Genomic DNA, 18,641 nt, shown 5'->3' with positions numbered 1-18,641 from the left:
GCGAAATGCAGTGTTGTAGAGCAATTAAGGGATGCCCAATAACTGTTAAGCAAAAAACGGCCCTCTGCCAAGGAAAAGGCAGAGGGCTGAGTTTTAATCTAAGGGTTTACATTCAGTTACAGTTTTTAGATAAATTTCGGGGGTTCCGTTCAAAACAAGGTCTGCATATCCAATCGGGTCATTGTAGATTAGATAGTCCAGCTCTGACCGCTGATACATATTGTCAGCAACCTCATTCTCCACGGCTATTGTATCAATAGCAATCATACTGCCATCTAAGAATTTCAGTTCCACACAGGCATTATCCATGTTGAACTCACAAGAAATCAACCTATCCATAAGAAACCTCCACTTTGCTGGATGTTAGATCATCCCAAAATATTTGAATGCTTCTCGGATTGCTTTCTCTTTTTCCGGTGGACACTGGGGCCGTCTGGAATCCTCGGACTTCGGCAGATTATAGTTCTTACCAACCCCAATCCCACATTTTCGTTTAATCTGTGAGATATAGAGGTTGGACACCTTTAACCCGGTATGCTCCAACACATACTCCTTGATCTGCGGATAGGTTGCCCCATCCTGAAATTCGGACATATCCATATCTTCCAAAGAGAACTCAACCCGAATCTTTTTCGAGTCGACCTCACCCTTGGAAAGCAAGACAACCGTCTCAACGTGTACCGTCATCGGAAACATATCTACTCCCACGCCCTTCTCCATCCGGTATCCGCGCTTTGTCAGGAACTGCAGGTCTCTCACAAGGGTTTCTGGATTGCAGGAAACATAAATCACTTTCCTGGGAGAGAGTCTGAGCAGGGAGGTCAGAAATTCCTCGCTGCTTCCGCTTCTCGGCGGATCCATGAAGACAACATCGATTTTTTCATTCTTTTCTGCCAGCTCTGTCATGAACACTCCAGCATCATTCTGATAAAATTGAATATTGGATATCTGATTCTGTCTGGCATTGATCACAGCATCCTTTACCGCATCCCGGTTCAGTTCCACTCCGATTACCTCTTTGGCATGACCAGAAGCAATAAGACCGATCGTACCAGTGCCGCAGTATGCGTCCAGTACCTTTTCCTTTCCAGTCAGTCCTGCATACTCGATTGCCTTTCCATAAAGCTTTTCTGTCTGAACCGGATTCACCTGATAAAAGCTCTTGGGAGAAATCTTAAAGGTCTTGGCACAGAGCTTATCCAGAATAAAACCGGGGCCGTAGATAACCTGTTCTTTCTTCTCTCCAAGCACCATACTGGTACGTTTATCATTCACATTGATCACTACTGTAGTGATCTCCGGATGTTCCTTCCTTAAAGCCTTCACAAAGTTGTTCTTGGATGGCAGAACCGGTGATGCCAACACAAGTATAACCATGATTTCTCCGGTGGCATGTCCGACCCGAACCAGCACATGGCGGAGAAGTCCATAATCGGTATCCTCGTCATAAGTTTTGATTTTGAAGGATTTTAACAAACTTCTGACTGTCCTGATAATGGCATCTGCCTTTTCGTTTTCCAGAAGACAGTTATCCACAGGCACCAAATAATGGGTTCCTTCCCTGTAATTTCCGGAGATGATGTTGCCCTTCTGGTCTCTGCCAAAGGTTGCCTTAACCTTATGCCGATAATGCAGTGGATTCTCCATGGCAATAAACGGTTCCAGCCTGCCAAAGCTCCGCAGCTGTTCCTGCAGCTGCTTCTCCTTTTTCTTTACCTGCTTTTCGTAAGGCATATCCAGAAGCTGACAGCCACCGCATTTTTCAAATACCGGACATACAGACTTCTGTTTCTGTACAGGCTTTTTCATTTCCCCGGATTTTTTCCCCTTATTGCTGTCAGTCTGTTTCCCCCGATATTTTTTCCCGTTAAAATTTCTTTTTTCCTGCTTTTCCATAGCTTTCCTCTTATCCTTCACCCTTTTAATCCAAAAGGATCCACCGGATCCCTTTTTCATATGCATGGCAGCACAAAAATACCCCGGACCAGCCGGGGCATCCTTTATTTTTCATTTGGTTCCATCTTACGTATCTTCACAGACTCAAGCCCTGTGACCAGATCCCTTGCCTTGTCTACATCCGCTTCATTGATCCGAATCGTAAAAACATTCTTTTCCTTGCTTTTATCTTTGTTCATAAGTCGCTGCCAGAGAGTCTTATCCTGCCATTCAATAAAATAGGAAATTCTGTTTTTCAAAAACAGCTTTTCCAGCTTCTCCTTGCTCTCCAGACTGTACACCTTGCAAAATGCCACTTCCCTGTCAAATACTTTATTGCTGAATGTAATTGCTGACATAGCTTCATCTCCTGTCCTGTATCGTATTTCCATACCTGCTTTATGTCAACTGCTTTTTCATTATAAAGCATTTTCGGTTAACATTTCAAGGTAAAAAACAGATTCCCTGCCAGTATTTTAAACCAGCTTTTTAGAAAGATCCCACAAAGGCTTCTGCTGCATATACTGTTCGTTCAGCCAATCCGCTGCTTCCATCACCCCATCTGCAGAAAAATCAAATTCCATCCGCTGTTTCTTTTCTTCCGGTGTTTTGGCATAGCAGCATGGCTCCGGCCAGATCGTCACAAGAAGAATCTCCTTTTCCTCCTCGTTGTCCTCTTCCTGTACCTTTTTTTTATGCTTTTTCAGCATATATCTCATACCATCCATGCTGGCGCAGTACTCTTCTTTTTTTATATAGTTAAAAATGTGAAACTTATCTTTCTCTATCACAGTACCAATTCCTTTACATCAGTCTTGAAATCTGACGTTCATATAAGCTATGATCTCATCTACACATCTTTCAAATCCAAGCTTGGAACTGTCAAGACAAAGATCATAGTTCCTCGCATCTGTCCACTCCAGTCCGGTATAGTACCTGTGATAATCTGCTTTGCGCTTATCTACCTTTTGAACATACTTTTCTAGTTCCTTTGGACTCATGCTCTGCTTCTTGGCTGCCTGTTCCAGGCAGTACTCCTTGGGTGCATGGATAAAAACACTCAGTACATTATCATAATCCTTCAGTACATATTCTGCACATCTGCCAACAATAATACAGGATTCGTCCTGCTCTGCCAGCTTCTTGATGATCTTTGCCTGATAATTGAACAGGTTCTCCATGGAAGTAAAATCTTCACTTTCCGGAGGGATCAGTTCTCCATGATATACACTGTGTGCAATCTTGAACAGCTTTGTATTCTTGATCTTTTCATCTGCATTTCTGAACAGATCTTCATTGATCCCGCTGTCTTCTGATGCCAGCCTTAATAATTCCTTATCATAATAATGGATCCCCAGTCTTTCTGAAAGCATCTGTGCAATCGTTCTTCCTCCGCTGCCATACTGTCTGGCAATCGTGATTACAATGTTCTTATCCATAACTCTGTTCCCCCTGTCTATTCCCCTAAATACGCTTTCTTGATCGCATCATTATGCAGAAGTTCATCTGCTTTTCCTTCCAGTACGACATTTCCTGTTTCCAGTACATATGCTCTGTCAGCAATGGAAAGTGCTTTCCTGGCATTCTGTTCCACCAGAAGTACTGTTGTTCCACTGGCACTGACACTCTGGATGATATCAAAAATCTCATTTACAAAAATAGGTGACAGTCCCATGGAGGGTTCATCCATCAGTATGATCTTGGGATGGGACATCAATGCCCTTCCCATGGCAAGCATCTGCTGCTCACCACCACTCAATGTACCAGCCATCTGATTCTGACGTTCCTTCAGTCTTGGAAATCTCGTATAAACTGTTTCCAGTGTCTTCTCTATTTCATTTTTGTCCTTCCTTGTATAAGCACCCATCTTCAGATTCTGTAATACTGTAAGATTAGCAAATACTCTTCTTCCTTCCGGCACATGAGCCATGCCCATTCCTACAATCTTATGAGCCGGTACTTTAGTAATTTCCTTACCTTCAAACTGCACAGTTCCCCTGTCAGCCGTGATCAGCCCGGTGATCGTATGCAGGATCGTTGTCTTTCCTGCCCCATTTGCTCCGATCAGCGCAATGACCTCTCCTTCGTTAACATCAAAGGATATCCCCTTGATCGCCTTTATTATACCATAACTTACTTCCAGATCTTTTATCTCTAACAATGCCATGCCCTTATCCCCCTATTCACCAAGATATGCTGTAATAACCTCAGGGTTATTTAACACTTCACTGGTATCTCCCTGTGCAAGCACACGGCCAAAATTCAAAACTGTCAGTTTTTCACAAATACCGGAAACAAGCTTCATATCATGTTCAATGAGCAGAATCGATACATCAAAATTATCCCTCACAAAACGGATCGTTTTCATCAGATCCTGCGTTTCATTCGGGTTCATGCCCGCTGCAGGCTCATCCAGGAGCAGAAGCTTTGGCTGTGTGGCAAGTGCTCTTGCAATCTCCAGTTCACGCTGTTTTCCATAAGGGAGATTTGATGCAAGGAAATCTGCCTGGCCATCCAGGTCAAATACCTTCAGAAGCTCCATTGCCCGCTCATTCATTTCCTTTTCTACTTTATGGTATCTGGGAAGACGCAGCATCCCCTCCAGCGTAGAATACCGGAAATGATTATGCAGACCAACTTTAACATTATCCAGTACTGAAAGATTCTTAAACAACCTGATATTCTGAAAAGTTCTGGCAACCCCTGCCATATTTACTTCTATCGTGCTGCGGCCTGTAATATCCTGCCCATCCAGTCTGATAATCCCTTCATCGGGCTTATAAACCCCCGTCAGAAGATTAAATACCGTTGTCTTACCGGCACCGTTCGGTCCGATCAGTCCATAGAGCTGTCCCTTTTCAATTGTAATATGAAAATCATCTACTGCATGCAGCCCTCCAAAGGAGATACTCAAATTCTGTACATCTAATATTGCAGACATATTATTTTACCTCCTTTACTTTTCCGCCAAACAGCCCTTTAAGCGAATACTTTTTACGAAGATTTACAAGCTTAGGACTCCAGTTAAAGAGCATGATCACTATCAGTACAATAGAATAAATCAGCATACGATAATCATTCATACCCCTGAGAAGTTCCGGAAGCAATGTCAGGATAACTGCTGAAATGATGGATCCCCTGATATTTCCAATCCCACCAAGTACGACAAATACCAGGATGGTGATCGACATATTATATCCAAAGTTCTTCGGTGTTGCCATCAGACTGTTCAGATTGTGCGCATACAGGACACCTGCCACACCAGCCAGTGCCGCAGAAATGGAAAAAGCCATCAGCTTATACCTGGTAATCCTGATCCCTACTGACTCCGCTGCAATCAGATTATCCCTGATCGACATGATCGCACGTCCATCCCTGGATTTGATCAGGTTCAATACGATAAACAGTGTGATCAGTATCAGTATCGTTCCTACTATAAAATTGGAATCCTTGGGTGTTCCTGTAATTCCCTGTGCACCATTAATAATGAGATCTCCATCACTTTCCATACTCATTGATGCCGCATCCTTCATGGAAATATGGATACCGTTTGCATCCTTTCCTACATAAATAACATTGATCACATTTTTGATGATCTCACCAAATGCAAGCGTAACAATCGCAAGATAATCTCCCTTTAACCGCAGAACAGGCATACCGATCAGAAGTCCGATCAGACCCGCACATACTGCACCGATCAGGATTGCCAGCGTAAATCTGACAGGTGCAACAGTAATCACATTTTCCATACACCTTGAGAAAAATGCACCGGTAAACGCACCCACACACATAAATCCGGCATGTCCAAGACTCAGCTCTCCCAAAATACCAACTGTCAGATTTAAAGAAATCGCCAGGATCACATAAACACACAAAGGAACAAGAAGCCCCTTCATCAGGCTGGATATGCTCCCTGTTGCCGTCATGATCTCTACTATAATAAATGCAACGATCACAATTCCATATGTGATCAGATTCTCTTTAAAATCTTTTGTCATCTTCATCTGCTTATTCCCCCTACACCTTTTCCTGAATCTTCTTGCCAAGGATACCTGTAGGTTTTACCAACAGCACCAATATCAGCACAAGAAATACAATCGCATCTGAAAGCTGGGAAGAAATATATGCCTTACTTAAAATTTCAATGACACCAAGAATGATTCCACCGATCAGTGCCCCCGGAATAGAACCGATCCCTCCAAATACAGCTGCCACAAATGCTTTGATACCTGGCATGGATCCCGTATATGGTGTCAGTGCCGGATAAGATGAGCAGAGCAGCATACCTGCAATTGCCGCCAGTGCAGAACCAATCGCAAATGTCAGTGAGATCGTTCCATTTACATTGATACCCATCAGCTGTGCGGCTCCTCTGTCCTCGGAAACTGCCTGCATGGCCTGTCCTGCTTTTGTCTTATTTACAAATAACGTAAGTCCCACCATGATCACAATACATGAAATGATAGTTACGATCGTTTCTCCTGTGATAATGATCTGTCCACCAGCCAGTGAAATGGCAGGAACTGTTACCACAGACGTAAATGCCTTTGTATTCGCACCAAAGATCAGGAGCGCCACATTCTGCAGAAAATAGCTGACACCAATAGCTGTGATCAGTACGACAAGAGAGGAAGCCGCCTGACGGAGCGGCCTGTATGCAACTGCTTCTATGGCAATCCCAAGGACTGTACATACCAGAACTGACAGCAGAATACCTACGGCCGGGGGCATACCTGCCATACTTACTGCTGCAAATATAGTATAAGCTCCAACCATGATAACATCACCATGGGCAAAATTCAGCATCTTGGCAATTCCATATACCATGGTATAACCCAGTGCAATGATGGCATATACACTTCCAAGGCTGATTCCATTAATTAAATACGAAATAAAACTCATAATAATACCGTATCCTTTCCCGTCGTTTTACACATACAATGTATACAAGTATAATTCACAATATTCCCTGCTATTATAGCAAATCTTCCTGATATAATGCAAGTGCGCTTTTGTCCTATAAACACAATAGAATCCTGAAAAAGAAAAAGAGGGTTACAACCTGTAACCCTCTTTGACTACATCATAAGCTTACTGAACTAATGCATAAGCACCATTCTTGATCTCCATTGCCTTAGGTGCCTTATTTACTGTACCATCAGCTGCCCAGTTCATACCCTCACCTGTCAGTCCGTCGACCGTGATCTCCTGCATAGCTGCTTTCATCTTGTCACAAATTCCTGAAACACCATCTGAAGGTGCTACATCGCCTTTTTCTGCTGCTGCCTTGATTGCATATACTGCATCATAGGCATCTGCTGCAAACTGGTTCGGAGTATCATTGTAAGCAGTCTCATATGCACTTACAAACTTCTTTGTCAGATCATCCTGTGCATCTGCTGCGAACGGTGTCAGCAGCATAACGCCTTCTGCCAGGCTGGTATCAAAGTTCTCTACACCAAGAATACCGTCAAGTCCGTCACATCCAAAGAATTTAGGTGCATACCCCATGGAATCTGCCTGCTTCAGGATCAGAGATGCCTCTGTGTAATAGATAGGAAGAAATACGAGCTCTGCTCCTGCTTCCTGTGCCTTGGCAAGCTGTACAGAAAAGTCTGTCTTATTATCAGCTGTGAAAGCTTCTTCGGAAACAATCTCAAAGTTCTGTGTTGCTGCTTCCTCTTTGAACTTTGCATAAATACCTGAAGAATATACATCGGAACTATCGTAAATAACTGCTACCTTGCTTGCAAGATTATTCCCTCCAATATAATCTGCTGCTCCAACACCCTGATTAGGGTCTGTGAAGCATACCTGGAATACATTGTCATTTCCTTCAATGCAATCTACAGAAGATCCTGAAGGTGTGATCTGGAACATATTGTCATTCTTGGATTCTGCTGCAACTGCTACGCAGCATCCACTTGTTACAGAACCAACCAGCATGTTCATGCCCCAGTCCTTTAAGGTATTGTAAGCATTTACTGATTTCTCATTATCCAGCTCATCATCCTGGAAATTGTACTCAATCTGGTATCCGTTGATACCGCCTGCCTCGTTGATCTCCTTGATTGCCAGTTCAGCACCATTCTTAACTGCGATACCATAAACGGCACCTGCTCCGGTGATCGGTCCGATACCACCGATCTTAAAGGTCTCTGCTGATGCGTCAGCGCTGTCTGTACCTGCACTGCTGTTTGATCCACATCCTGCCAGAAGAGACATTGTCATGGCTGCTGCAAGTGTTAAACTAATCAGCTTTTTCATAATATTCCTCCTCCTGGGAAAACTCATTCCCATCAACTTCCTAATTTTTTTCAAATGCTATCCTATCTCATATCAGAAATATTGTCAACCAAAAAGCAAACAACAAAAAACCTCGCAGTACTTATTTCCTAAATACTGTGAGGTTACCAAGTCGGAGTGACAAGACTTGAACTTGCGGCCTCTACTTCCCTAAAGTAGCGCTCTACCACCTGAGCCACACCCCGAAACGCAAGATTCATTATATATGTGCGATCATTAAAAGTCAAGTCCTAATTTGAAATATTTTTCAGAATTTTTTGTTCTTTTCAAACACTTTCTTTACTGCTTCTCTCAATTTCTCTTCATTCTTCCCAAATCCTCTTTTCCAGCATCATTATTCTATGCTATAATACTTTCTGTTATGGTCTCGCATTACAGTGACCAGACAGATTATAAACTATGGGAGGAATTCATTATGTGGTCAAGAGCAGACCTCAAATCACGTGCCAAAGAAATTTTAAAAGTAAACTACTGGAAAACAGTTCTGATTTCCCTGATCTTTATGTTTGTCAGCGGAAGCGGATCTTCTTCCGGTGCCACTTCATCCACCAGTAACAGCTCCGCAGATTTCTCTGATCTGCAGGATACTCTTTCATCACCGGGGAATCTGCAGGCGCTTCTGGTCGGACTTTCTATTGCCCTCGTTGTTGTATTTATTATGTGGATCATCACTTCACTACTGAAGGTTTTTGTTTTTAATCCCCTTCTGGTGGGCTGTCAGCGTTATTTTATCCGCTGTGGCAAACAGCCGACTTCGCTCAGTGATGTGGCCTTTGTATTCAGTTCTTCCTATTTAAATGTAGTGAAGATCATGTTTTTCAGGGATCTTTTTACTGCCCTGTGGAGTCTGCTCCTTATCATCCCCGGTATTATCAAAGACTATGAATACCGTATGATCCCCTATCTGCTCGCAGAGGATCCTTCAATCAGTAAGGATGATGCTTTTGCTGCCACCAAACAGATGATGGATGGAGACAAATGGAACACCTTCGTACTCGATCTTTCTTTCATTGGCTGGGCTTTTCTGGGTGCCCTTACCTGCTGTATTCTGAACATCTTCTATGTAGCACCTTACCAGAACCTGACCAATGCACAGCTTTTTTATGCACTGAAAAATAAGATTTCCTGGCAGGATTCTTCACAGAACCCTTACCAGGATCAGAACCAGAATCCCTATCTGTAAAATAAAGAGGCTGTCGCACTATTGAATTACTAGTGCGGCAGCCCCTTTTTCTTTCCTTCCTTTATTTTCACTCCTTCCCCAGTACCTTCCGGCTCCATTTGATTTCTTTTATTGACATCCTCCCGGAGCAGTGCATACCCTGTAGACAACAATGGGATAAAAATAAGCATTCCCACAATTCCCATAAGGCTTCCACCGATGGTGACCGCTACCAAAACCCAGATAGATGGCAGGCCTACCGAATTACCAACCACATGGGGATAAATCAGATTTCCTTCGATCTGCTGCAGGATCAGAAATAATACCACAAATGCCACTGCTTTCATCGGATTGTCAACAAGAATCAGAAATGCACCGACAGCGCAGCCAAGGAAGGCTCCCACAATGGGAATCAGCGCCGTAAAGGCAATCAGAACACCGATCATCAGGGCAAAGGGAAAACGGAATACCGTCATAGTCACAGCAAACATTGTTCCCAGGATTACTGCCTCCAGGCACTGTCCGGTAATAAAGTTACTGAAATTCTGATTCAGAAGAACAGCAATCTTTCTGACACTGCGGTATACCTTAGGCTTAATATAAGCTCTGAGGATCCTTTCTGCCTGATCTCCCAGTTTTTCCTTCTGTCCTAAAATATATAGGGAGAAGATCAACGCAATAAAGAAATTTACTGCACCACTGACAATACTTCCAGCAACAGAAAATGTGGTTGAAGCCAGACTTCCCATTCCATTTTTCAGAAAGTTTCCTGTTGCCTGCAGCATGGAATCCCAGTTGATGTCCGGGATTTCCAATGACTTAAGCTGCTTCTCAAGCTCTGCATTATCCGTAAAGAACCGCTCTGCTGATGTCATCAGATTATCCCAGAATACCGGTATTTCCTGTGCCAGTACCTTTCCTGTAGAAATGAGCTGCGGGATCACCGTTCCTGTCACCACGGCGATCACAAGGATCACGGAAAGCAGTGCAAGTGTCAGACAAACCGGCCTCTTTTTTTTCTCGTATTTGTTCTGCTTCCTCTGATCCGCATACTGTTTCCTGAACAGCTTCTTTTCATAAAACCTCATGGGCAGGTTCAGGATAAATGCCATCGCACCACCCATAATAAATGGTGACAGCATCTGCAAAAACAGCTTCAGCGCAGACACGAGCATATCAAACTTGAGCAGCACAAGCACCACGATCCCTGCAAAAAGGATCAGTCCTTTGATTCTTTTCATATTTCCCTTTCCAAGCTCCATTTACATTTCCTCCAGTAACTGCAGCAGATATTTCCATACTCTCTTTACAGAAGAAACGCTCAGCTCCTCTTCTGTGGTATGGATATTCTTCATATCCGGTCCCATGGAAATACAGTCAAGTCCTTTGATCTTTCCGGCAAAAAAACCAAGCTCAAGGCCTGCATGGATTGCCATAACCTCCGGTCTTCTGCCATACATGTTTTCATAAACCTCTGACATCTTACTACAAAGTGGAGAATCCTCTTTATAGGCAAAGCCCGGATAATTTCCGGTGATCTCCATTTCCACTCCTGCTAACTGTGCCAGCGCAGAAAGTCTGTCAAACAGTCCCTGTTTTGCACTGTCAACGGAGCTTCTGACTGAAATTCCCACATGAAGCTGTCCCTGCTTCAGTGAGATCACTCCGGGGTTCAGTGATGTCTCTACAAGTCCCTTCATGGAGCTGCTCATAGCCTGCACACCATAAGGCAGCATACAGATCAGATTGACCAGACGCCTGCTGTCTTCTTCTGATAATGCCATTCTTTCTTCTGTATCCAGGATCTCCGTCTGAAGCCTCACACCCGGATCTTTTTTTCTATATTCCGTGGCCAGACCTTCTTCAAGCTTCTCCACTACTTTCTCCAGATTATCTTTTTCCTCTCCATTTCCTTTATAACCTGTGACCAGAAATACAGCCTCTGCCTGTCTAGGAATGGCATTATCAGCCAGTCCTCCATCAATATTGCAAAGCGCAATAGAAAGTCCTGCTTCTTCCAGCTCCTTCATGGCTCTTCCAAGGATACAGATCGCATTTCCTCTTTCCTTGTCGATCTCGGCACCAGAATGGCCACCGAGGAGTCCGTCTACAGTAACCCTGTACACTGTCCCCTTCTGCATTACCGGTGTCAGTAAAGCGTTATAATTCACTCTGGCTCCGCCTGCACAGCCTGCCAGAAAAACACCTTCCTCCTCCGAGTCCAGATTGATCAGTTTTCTTGACTGACAGCCAGACAGATCAATTCCTCTTGCACCGTCCATGCCAGTCTCTTCCTCTGCCGTGATCACAAGCTCAATTTTCGGATGCTTATAATTTCCTGCCATCAGTGCCAGCCCATAGGCTACTGCGATCCCGTCATCCCCACCAAGGCTGGTTCCCTCTGCGTAAACACGGTCACCATCTACCTGTATCCGGAGACCTTCTGTCTTCATATCAATATCGCAGTCCGGCTTTTTCACAGCTACCATATCCATATGCCCCTGAAGCATCACAGGTGCATGATCTTCATAGCCTTCTGATGCCTCCTTTACCATGATCACATTCCCATATTCATCCCTGCAGTGTGCCAGATGATGTTCCTCTGCAAAGGAAACCAGATAATCGCTGATCTGCTGCAAATTACCTGATCCGTGCGGGATCATGCAGATTTCCTCAAAATAGTAAAATACATCCCGGGGTTCCAGTTTTTCAAAAGCTCTCATAATCATCTCTCACTTTCACTTTTAAAAAAAGACCTTACCATTTCTGATAAGGCCTTTGTTGTTTTCTGCTTTATGCGATGTTCTTCTTTGCAAGCTCTGCAAGAGTCTTGAATCCCTCTGCATCATTTACTGCCATCTCAGCAAGCATCTTTCTGTTGATATCTACTCCAGCAGTCTTCAGTCCATACATGAATTTGCTATAGGACAATCCGTTCAGTCTTGCTGCAGCATTGATACGTGCGATCCATAACTGTCTAAACTGACGCTTTCTCTCCTTACGTCCTGCATAAGAAGATGTAAGTGCTCTCATTACGGACTGCTTGGCTACTCTATACTGTTTGCTTCTGGCTCCTCTGTAGCCCTTTGCAAGCTTTAATACTCTGTTATGTTTTTTCTTGGCATTCATACCGCCTTTAATTCTTGCCATTTCTTATTTCCTCCTTACGGCTGTTATCAGTACCCACCCTTACTTATAAGTAGGGCAGAATCTTCTTCATATTCTTTACATTGGTTGCATCTGTAACTGCAGCTTTTCTTAAGTTTCTCTTTCTTTTAGTCGTCTTCTTGGTTAAGATATGGCTCTTGTAAGCTTTACTTCTTTTTAATTTACCCGTTCCTGTAGCTTTAAAACGCTTTGCAGCAGCACGGCTGGTTTTCATTTTTGGCATAACTGATTCCTCCTGTATTTCAGTGTGATTTCTTACTGACTGCCGTCTTCCGGCATTCATCTATTTTAACTGACGATTACCGCTTCTCAGTTAAAAACATGGTCATACTTCTTCCTTCTACCTTAGGCGCCTTCTCTACTACACTGACATCTGCAAGTGCCTGTGCAAAATCATCCAGAATGTGCTTACTGGATGCCATATGTGCCATCTCACGTCCTCTGAAACGTAATGTCACCTTAACTCTGTCGCCCTTCTGCAAAAATTTCTTGGCTGCATTCACCTTGGTATTCAGGTCGTTGGTATCAATGTTGGGGGATAAACGAATCTCCTTTACATCGATCACCTTCTGTTTCTTCTTGGCTTCCTTTTCCTTGCGGGCCTGTTCATATCTGAACTTGCCATAATCCACAATCTTACAAACTGGCGGCTTCGCTGTAGGTGCTATCTTCACAAGGTCAACCCCTGCTTCTTCTGCAAGCTGAAGTGCTTCCCTTGATGACATGATGCCAAGCTGCTCACCGTTCTCCCCGATCACACGTACTTCCTTGTCTCTGATCTGTTCGTTAATGAATAATTCGCTAATGGTTTTTCCCTCCTACAAGAAAAAAGTGGATAGCATAACTATCCACTGAACAATCACCTGACCAATCCTGCAGTTCTCTGCAGCCTTCATCCATGGTCCGGAACTTTGTGTACACCTGTCAGCCCATTTGCCACAGGGTGAGAGTGGATACTCTGCTTGTTTATGTGTTCCTCACACGCTTATATAATATAACATCCTGTATTTCAGATGTCAACACCTAATTTTATTTATTACTTGCTGTCTGTACCTCATCATCTTTGACCAGCCGGATCTCCCCGTCTGATACGTCAAAATCCGCCATCAATTCATCATCATCTGCCTGGCTGTAGGTAATCGTGTAGGTATCCTCCGCCATTACCAGGTAGGTAAGCTGCTGGATCGTATTATCCCCCAGCTGATATGTACTTCTGATCTTGTAAGCAGGCACTTCATCAAGACTCGTTTCCTCAAAGGATTCAATCTGGATGCTTCCTTCCTGTCCTGACTCTTCAAGTGCATCCTCCATGATCTTCAGATATTCCTTCTCTGTCAGGGAATCTGATACATAACCGTCTCCCGTCCCGTCAAAGGAGCTGTAATAAATATTGGAGGAATCAAGCGGTGCCATTTCATGTACATACATACCAGGAACCTCTTCTGATTCATGATACCCCTCCGGGATCATCACTGCACAGTAGCTGACATCTTCTCTTCCGTTTGCTGCCGGCACTTCCTTTAATTCAAGCTCTTTCATTTCTATGTATCCAGAACCTTCCTCCCCATCAAGAGAAGACGTCACCGTCACAACTTCCTTCTTACATCCACAGATACCAAACAGCATCAGCGCTGCCAGCACACAGATCCCCCTGCGCCCCCATTTTCTGATCTTCATATCATTCTCCATAAATCGCCGTTAATGCCAACAACTCTATTTAATCACAAATAGTACTTTCGTTCAAGACATATCTTCATAATTTTGTAACAAAAATGCAACAAAGCAGAAAAGGTAATCTCATGCCCGTACGATCTGACCCTGTCTGTTCCCTGGCTGAAACTACCCTTTCTCTTTTACCTTTCACACATTTTCCTTATTTCTATTTCTCTTTAAAGGTAGCGCATGAGGTTTCCCTGCAGCCCTTGGCACCGCAGCCCCTGATATCTACATGCTCCGCACTGCACCTGTAATTTTCATTGTACATACATTTCACAGCCTCACAGTCTATGCTGATCATTCTGCTCGGATGCTCCAGTGCACTTGTAAAGCTGTCCTTCTTTCCGTCTGTAAAGCTTTCACAGCAGGTAGAATCCGCATTTTCCGCACGCTCACCACCCACACAGATATCACCTTTACAGCAGCAGCTATCCTTATTATAGCCGCAGTTCGTTACTCCACATTTTAAATCTGCCATACTACTAAACCTCCTGATTCGTTTTGCTCATAGTTGCATTTATTAGTATGGCTGTTCTTTCATAAACTATTCAGATCCATATCAGTACTGGTTATTTTTTTAAAATCATCTGATGAAAAGCAATAGCACCTAGTAGTTCTGTCACTGGTATAAATAAATCCGTTTTTCAGATTTTTCAGTGACAATGTTACCTTCAGCACATTTTTACCTTCCAGCTGCTCTACGGAAAATCCTGTGATCCTGTAACTCATATAGGCCTTTTCATCCAGTGTGAAATAGTCTTTTCCTTCCATAACAAGAAGTCCGTCCTCAACGAAAAAGCAGGCAGGATTTCCTTCCCTGTCATAAAAGGAAACTCCTTCCCCAAGATCCTCGCCATCCCGGTAAACCCGTCCGATCCGGATCGCCTCCTCTTCTTCTGCCCTGGCTCCTGCCAGTTCTCCCGTCACCTTATCAAGGAGCGTTTCGCTGACAGTAGAAGCATACATGGTTCCGGACAGCTGCGCATGTACCATGATACTGGATGAGATCACCGCGGCTGCCGCTGTCAGGAATATCCCCATCAGGGCAAAGGTAACAACAAGCTCCGCCAGAGTAATGCCTGCATTATTATTCTTCAGCTTCTTCACCTGCTTCCGCCCCTTCCTCTGCCGTCTTTTCCTCCGTGCCATAATAATAGATCACGCCGGAAAGCCCGTCCTTCTGTGCCCGATAAAGTGCGGCATCAATATAAAAGCTGCCCTCCTTTCCAGAAAAGACAAGCTTCCCGTCTCCAGAGGCTGCACTGCCCTGCATCTGTGAGAGATAAAAGGACTCCACCAGCTCCCGGTTATTTATCTGCATATCCCTGGCATCCATCATCATATTCTGCGATACCTTCTGTACTTTAAAAAAAGCTGTTACAAAAATCATCAGTAGCGCAAAGGATATGATCACTGTGATCATGGAGGTACCTCTGTTATCCTCCCTAGCTTCTGCTTTCATGTTCCCACCTCCAGCTTTCATAGCCGTTCCCGCCTGATGAGCTAAGACGATAGACGTCCGTGATCACGCAGGTCTTTTCCTTGACTGTAACTCTTGTCAATATGGTCAGCTTCTCCGGAGCAGTATTCTCCCCGCTCGTTGTCCAGTATAAGGTAAGGGCTGTATCTGCAATTTCTCCGGCAATGCCAGTATTTTCCATGTTAAAAACACGGAATGCATTTTCCCTGCTGTGGATCTGATCCCCATTTTCTTCATAATAAGGCCAGCTTCCGCTCCGGATCTCATCCCTGACATAATGCCACAGGGAAGTCTGTCTCACATTTTCTGCCCGGTCCATGTCCTCTGACAGCTGATCCTCATAATGGTTTTTCTCTGACGTAAGCTGCTTTTCAATCTCTTCTGAAAGACTCACAGCCAGGATCCGGCACTGCTCCTGTGCTGCCGTTCCTGCACTATTTTTCATCAGTACAGATGCTGTCAGAAAAAGAGACAGTGACAGTGCCATAATGATCGCCATGACACAGATGACCACTATCGTCGTCACACCTTCATTTTTTCTATACACAGAGGAGCACCCCCTTTCATTCCAGGCCATAATATCCGATCAGATATTCACTGCGGTAATCCTCTCTTCTGTCACAGATATTGACCCTTCCATTTTTATTTTGGGCTGTATAGGTAAATGAATTCTTTCTGTCACTGTACAGAACACTGTAGACGATCCCTGTCTTTGGATCATATTCCAGTGCGATTGCAGCGGAAAGAACCGCTCTGTCAGTCATATAGCTTTCAAATATACCATATAGCATCTCATACTGTCTGCTTTCCAGATCTGTCTTTCCTTTATACTCTCCCTGCAGATACTTTTCATAGGTTTCCCGCGTTCCTGTCAGGCAGTAGATCCCATTCCGCTTTGCGGACAGTCCCCTTTCACTTTCATCTGCTGTAATTCCCTCCGGTGTCATGATCCCACCTAGAGAAACCGGACTGTCTGAAACCTCCATAAGCTCCGGTAAGGTTCCTCTTACACTATAGGAGGTAAGCTGCGCCTGTGCTACAGCAAAGAGCGTCTGTGCATAGCTGTTCTGTCTTTTAAAATCTGCATAGTCCTGATAGGACAATATTCCCACAATTCCGAGGGACGCCAGTATCAGCAGGATGGCAAGGCTGACGATCAGCTCTGCCAGCGTAAAGCCATCATTTTTATTCTTCATAGTAGGCTACCTTTGCTACTTCTTCTACTGTTGTGATGCCTTCCCGTAAATATTGCATGGCACACTGCTTCAGTGTCCTCATATGCTGTCTGTTAACTGCGTACTCCTTGATCTCCTCCGATGACGCATTCTCCATGATCATCCTTCTCACCTGCCTGTCGATCTGAAGGATCTCATGTACAGCAACCCTGCCACGGTAGCCGGTATAATTGCAGGCCGGACATCCACATGCCTTTTTTACATAGGGTACCCTCTCTCCAAGTATCCGTTCCTCTTTTTCTGTCAACTCAGCAGGAACAGCACAATCCCTGCACACCTTTCTCATCAGTCTCTGGGCCACCACCCCGACCATGGAGTTCGCGACCAGATAAGGCTCCATGCCCATATCCTTAAGCCTCACTACAGAGGAAGCTGCATCATTGGTATGCAATGTTGAAAATACAAGATGTCCTGTCAGCGCTGCACGTACGGAAATAGATGCTGTCTCACTGTCTCTTGTTTCTCCCACCATAATAATATCCGGATCCTGACGCAGAAGAGCACGAAGTCCCTTTTCAAAGGTAAGCCCGGCCATAGCATTTACCTGCATCTGATTCACTTTGTAGATATTCTTTTCTACAGGATCCTCGATCGTGGAAATATTCACATTCTTTTGGGAAAGCTCTTCCAGAACCATATATAAGGTAGTAGTCTTACCCGATCCTGTAGGTCCTGTCAGATATATGATGCCATTTGGAGAATGCAGCATTCTGGAAAACCGTTCATAGTCCTCCTGAAGCATTCCCATGGTATCACTGTGGTCAATCCTGGTATTCCCTGACAGCAAACGAAGAACAGCCTTTTCACCAAATACTGTCGGAATAATGGAAACACGGACATTCAGATATCCATCCGGCTGTCTGCTTCTGAAATGGCCATCCTGCGGTCTTCTTCTTTCTGCAATATCCAGCTCAGACAATATCTTGATCCTGGCGATCAGTGAATTATGGACACTGTTCTTCAGTGTCACATATTCTATGATCGTGCCATCAATCCTCATTCTGACTAAGGTTTTATCCTCAAAGGGTTCTATATGGATATCACTGGCTCCTGTACTGTATGCCCTCTGGATCAGGCTGTTCAGAAGATTGATCACAGGCGTATCATCATCTCCGTCCTCGATCTCCATCTCTTCTATATCCGGCTGTATATTCTCATTTGCCTTAAGTGCTGCATTCTTCGCTGAGATTTCCGTATAATAATACCGGATCGCCCGTACAAGAGAAGCCTTTTCACACAGATAGATCATTAATTCCTGCCCTGTGATCTGTCTGACATCTTCAAGACCATAAAAATTTAATGGATCATTGACAACAACCTTCAGCCTTCCCCCTTCACTTCCTACAGCAAGGATCCCGTATTTTTCTGCAGCCTGTCTCGGGATCCTGCCAACTGCCACAATGTCAACAGAAAGATTGTCAATGTCTACTACCTGACAATCCATCTTGGCAGCCATAGCCTGCAGCATCTGGTTTTCTGTTATGTATCCCTGTTCGATCAGCACCTCTCCAAGCCTTTTTCCGTCACTGCTTTTCTGTACCAGCAGCGCCTTTTCCAGATCCTTTTCTGTCAGATACCCCTGTTCGATCAGTACATCTCCGATTTTTAAATTTTTGCCGGTTATTGTTTCCATGTTGTG

23 protein-coding genes and 1 tRNA gene are annotated in these 18,641 nt (G+C 44.2%); 1 reads left to right on the top strand and 23 read right to left on the bottom strand.

Features of this window, described 5'->3' with window-relative positions:
• Positions 1-93: 93 nt before the first annotated feature.
• From OCV77_RS09145 to OCV77_RS09095, 11 genes are all read right to left on the bottom strand, one after another.
• Complete coding sequence (locus OCV77_RS09145) at positions 94-339, bottom strand: DUF6061 family protein (RefSeq protein WP_173866158.1); 246 nt, start codon at positions 337-339, stop codon at positions 94-96.
• Between the two features lie 24 nt (positions 340-363).
• Positions 364-1,896 (bottom strand): 23S rRNA (uracil(1939)-C(5))-methyltransferase RlmD, encoded by a 1,533-nt coding sequence (gene rlmD, locus OCV77_RS09140; RefSeq protein WP_262574745.1) that lies wholly within the window; start codon positions 1,894-1,896, stop codon positions 364-366.
• Positions 1,897-2,000: 104 nt separating this feature from the next.
• Positions 2,001-2,294: a hypothetical protein gene (locus OCV77_RS09135; RefSeq protein WP_262574743.1), complete on the bottom strand. Its 294-nt coding sequence runs from the start codon at positions 2,292-2,294 to the stop codon at positions 2,001-2,003.
• A 117-nt stretch (positions 2,295-2,411) separates the two neighbouring features.
• Positions 2,412-2,726 (bottom strand): hypothetical protein, encoded by a 315-nt coding sequence (locus OCV77_RS09130; RefSeq protein ID WP_262574741.1) that lies wholly within the window; start codon positions 2,724-2,726, stop codon positions 2,412-2,414.
• Between the two features lie 18 nt (positions 2,727-2,744).
• Positions 2,745-3,374 carry a cytidylate kinase-like family protein gene (locus OCV77_RS09125; protein ID WP_118798262.1) on the bottom strand — a complete coding sequence of 210 codons (630 nt, stop codon included), beginning with the start codon at positions 3,372-3,374 and terminating at the stop codon, positions 2,745-2,747.
• A 17-nt stretch (positions 3,375-3,391) separates the two neighbouring features.
• Positions 3,392-4,102, bottom strand: a complete 711-nt coding sequence (locus tag OCV77_RS09120; RefSeq protein WP_262574740.1) for an ABC transporter ATP-binding protein — start codon at positions 4,100-4,102, stop codon at positions 3,392-3,394.
• Positions 4,103-4,114: 12 nt separating this feature from the next.
• Positions 4,115-4,876, bottom strand: a complete 762-nt coding sequence (locus OCV77_RS09115) for an ABC transporter ATP-binding protein (RefSeq protein WP_262574738.1) — start codon at positions 4,874-4,876, stop codon at positions 4,115-4,117.
• 1 nt (position 4,877) lies between these two features.
• Entirely contained in the window at positions 4,878-5,933 is a 1,056-nt protein-coding gene (locus OCV77_RS09110; protein ID WP_334307702.1) for a branched-chain amino acid ABC transporter permease, read from the bottom strand.
• Between the two features lie 19 nt (positions 5,934-5,952).
• The gene (locus OCV77_RS09105) at positions 5,953-6,837 is read right to left on the bottom strand and encodes a branched-chain amino acid ABC transporter permease (RefSeq protein WP_262574736.1); all 885 of its coding nucleotides are present in this window, start codon (positions 6,835-6,837) and stop codon (positions 5,953-5,955) included.
• A gap of 189 nt (positions 6,838-7,026) precedes the next feature.
• Complete coding sequence (locus OCV77_RS09100; protein ID WP_262574760.1) at positions 7,027-8,205, bottom strand: ABC transporter substrate-binding protein; 1,179 nt, start codon at positions 8,203-8,205, stop codon at positions 7,027-7,029.
• A gap of 148 nt (positions 8,206-8,353) precedes the next feature.
• Positions 8,354-8,426: transfer RNA gene (locus OCV77_RS09095), tRNA-Pro, on the bottom strand.
• A 230-nt stretch (positions 8,427-8,656) separates the two neighbouring features.
• On the opposite strand from OCV77_RS09095, the gene OCV77_RS09090 reads away from it, so the two are divergent.
• Complete coding sequence (locus tag OCV77_RS09090) at positions 8,657-9,424, top strand: DUF975 family protein (RefSeq protein ID WP_262574735.1); 768 nt, start codon at positions 8,657-8,659, stop codon at positions 9,422-9,424.
• A 29-nt stretch (positions 9,425-9,453) separates the two neighbouring features.
• On the opposite strand, the gene OCV77_RS09085 is transcribed toward OCV77_RS09090, so the two are convergent.
• The 12 genes from OCV77_RS09085 to OCV77_RS09030 form a co-directional block, all read right to left on the bottom strand.
• A complete protein-coding gene (locus OCV77_RS09085; protein WP_262574733.1) occupies positions 9,454-10,665 on the bottom strand; it encodes an AI-2E family transporter in 1,212 nt (403 codons plus the stop codon).
• Complete coding sequence (locus tag OCV77_RS09080; protein ID WP_262574732.1) at positions 10,666-12,126, bottom strand: aminoacyl-histidine dipeptidase; 1,461 nt, start codon at positions 12,124-12,126, stop codon at positions 10,666-10,668.
• Between the two features lie 70 nt (positions 12,127-12,196).
• Positions 12,197-12,553 carry a 50S ribosomal protein L20 gene (gene rplT, locus OCV77_RS09075; protein ID WP_118798247.1) on the bottom strand — a complete coding sequence of 119 codons (357 nt, stop codon included), beginning with the start codon at positions 12,551-12,553 and terminating at the stop codon, positions 12,197-12,199.
• Positions 12,554-12,596: 43 nt separating this feature from the next.
• Complete coding sequence (gene rpmI, locus OCV77_RS09070; protein WP_118798246.1) at positions 12,597-12,794, bottom strand: 50S ribosomal protein L35; 198 nt, start codon at positions 12,792-12,794, stop codon at positions 12,597-12,599.
• Between the two features lie 76 nt (positions 12,795-12,870).
• A complete protein-coding gene (gene infC / locus OCV77_RS09065; protein WP_118798245.1) occupies positions 12,871-13,362 on the bottom strand; it encodes a translation initiation factor IF-3 in 492 nt (163 codons plus the stop codon).
• Positions 13,363-13,600: 238 nt separating this feature from the next.
• Entirely contained in the window at positions 13,601-14,248 is a 648-nt protein-coding gene (locus OCV77_RS09060; protein ID WP_262574730.1) for a hypothetical protein, read from the bottom strand.
• A 202-nt stretch (positions 14,249-14,450) separates the two neighbouring features.
• Positions 14,451-14,765 (bottom strand): DUF1540 domain-containing protein, encoded by a 315-nt coding sequence (locus OCV77_RS09055; protein WP_262574729.1) that lies wholly within the window; start codon positions 14,763-14,765, stop codon positions 14,451-14,453.
• 59 nt (positions 14,766-14,824) lie between these two features.
• Positions 14,825-15,394: a pilus assembly FimT family protein gene (locus OCV77_RS09050; RefSeq protein WP_262574728.1), complete on the bottom strand. Its 570-nt coding sequence runs from the start codon at positions 15,392-15,394 to the stop codon at positions 14,825-14,827.
• Positions 15,375-15,749 (bottom strand): hypothetical protein, encoded by a 375-nt coding sequence (locus OCV77_RS09045; RefSeq protein ID WP_262574727.1) that lies wholly within the window; start codon positions 15,747-15,749, stop codon positions 15,375-15,377. The genes OCV77_RS09050 and OCV77_RS09045 overlap by 20 nt, the downstream gene beginning before the upstream one ends.
• Complete coding sequence (locus OCV77_RS09040; RefSeq protein ID WP_147371216.1) at positions 15,733-16,314, bottom strand: hypothetical protein; 582 nt, start codon at positions 16,312-16,314, stop codon at positions 15,733-15,735. Before OCV77_RS09040 ends, OCV77_RS09045 begins: the two co-directional genes overlap by 17 nt.
• Before the next feature lie 16 nt (positions 16,315-16,330).
• Positions 16,331-16,963, bottom strand: coding sequence for a prepilin-type N-terminal cleavage/methylation domain-containing protein (locus OCV77_RS09035; protein ID WP_262574726.1), 633 nt, complete (start codon positions 16,961-16,963; stop codon positions 16,331-16,333).
• A complete protein-coding gene (locus OCV77_RS09030) occupies positions 16,953-18,635 on the bottom strand; it encodes a GspE/PulE family protein (protein WP_262574725.1) in 1,683 nt (560 codons plus the stop codon). Before OCV77_RS09030 ends, OCV77_RS09035 begins: the two co-directional genes overlap by 11 nt.
• Positions 18,636-18,641: the final 6 nt, after the last annotated feature.

The sequence above is a fragment of the Suilimivivens aceti genome (assembly GCF_025567405.1).
GTDB lineage: Bacteria > Bacillota > Clostridia > Lachnospirales > Lachnospiraceae > Suilimivivens > Suilimivivens aceti.
This window is presented reverse-complemented; position numbering and strand designations above follow the sequence as displayed.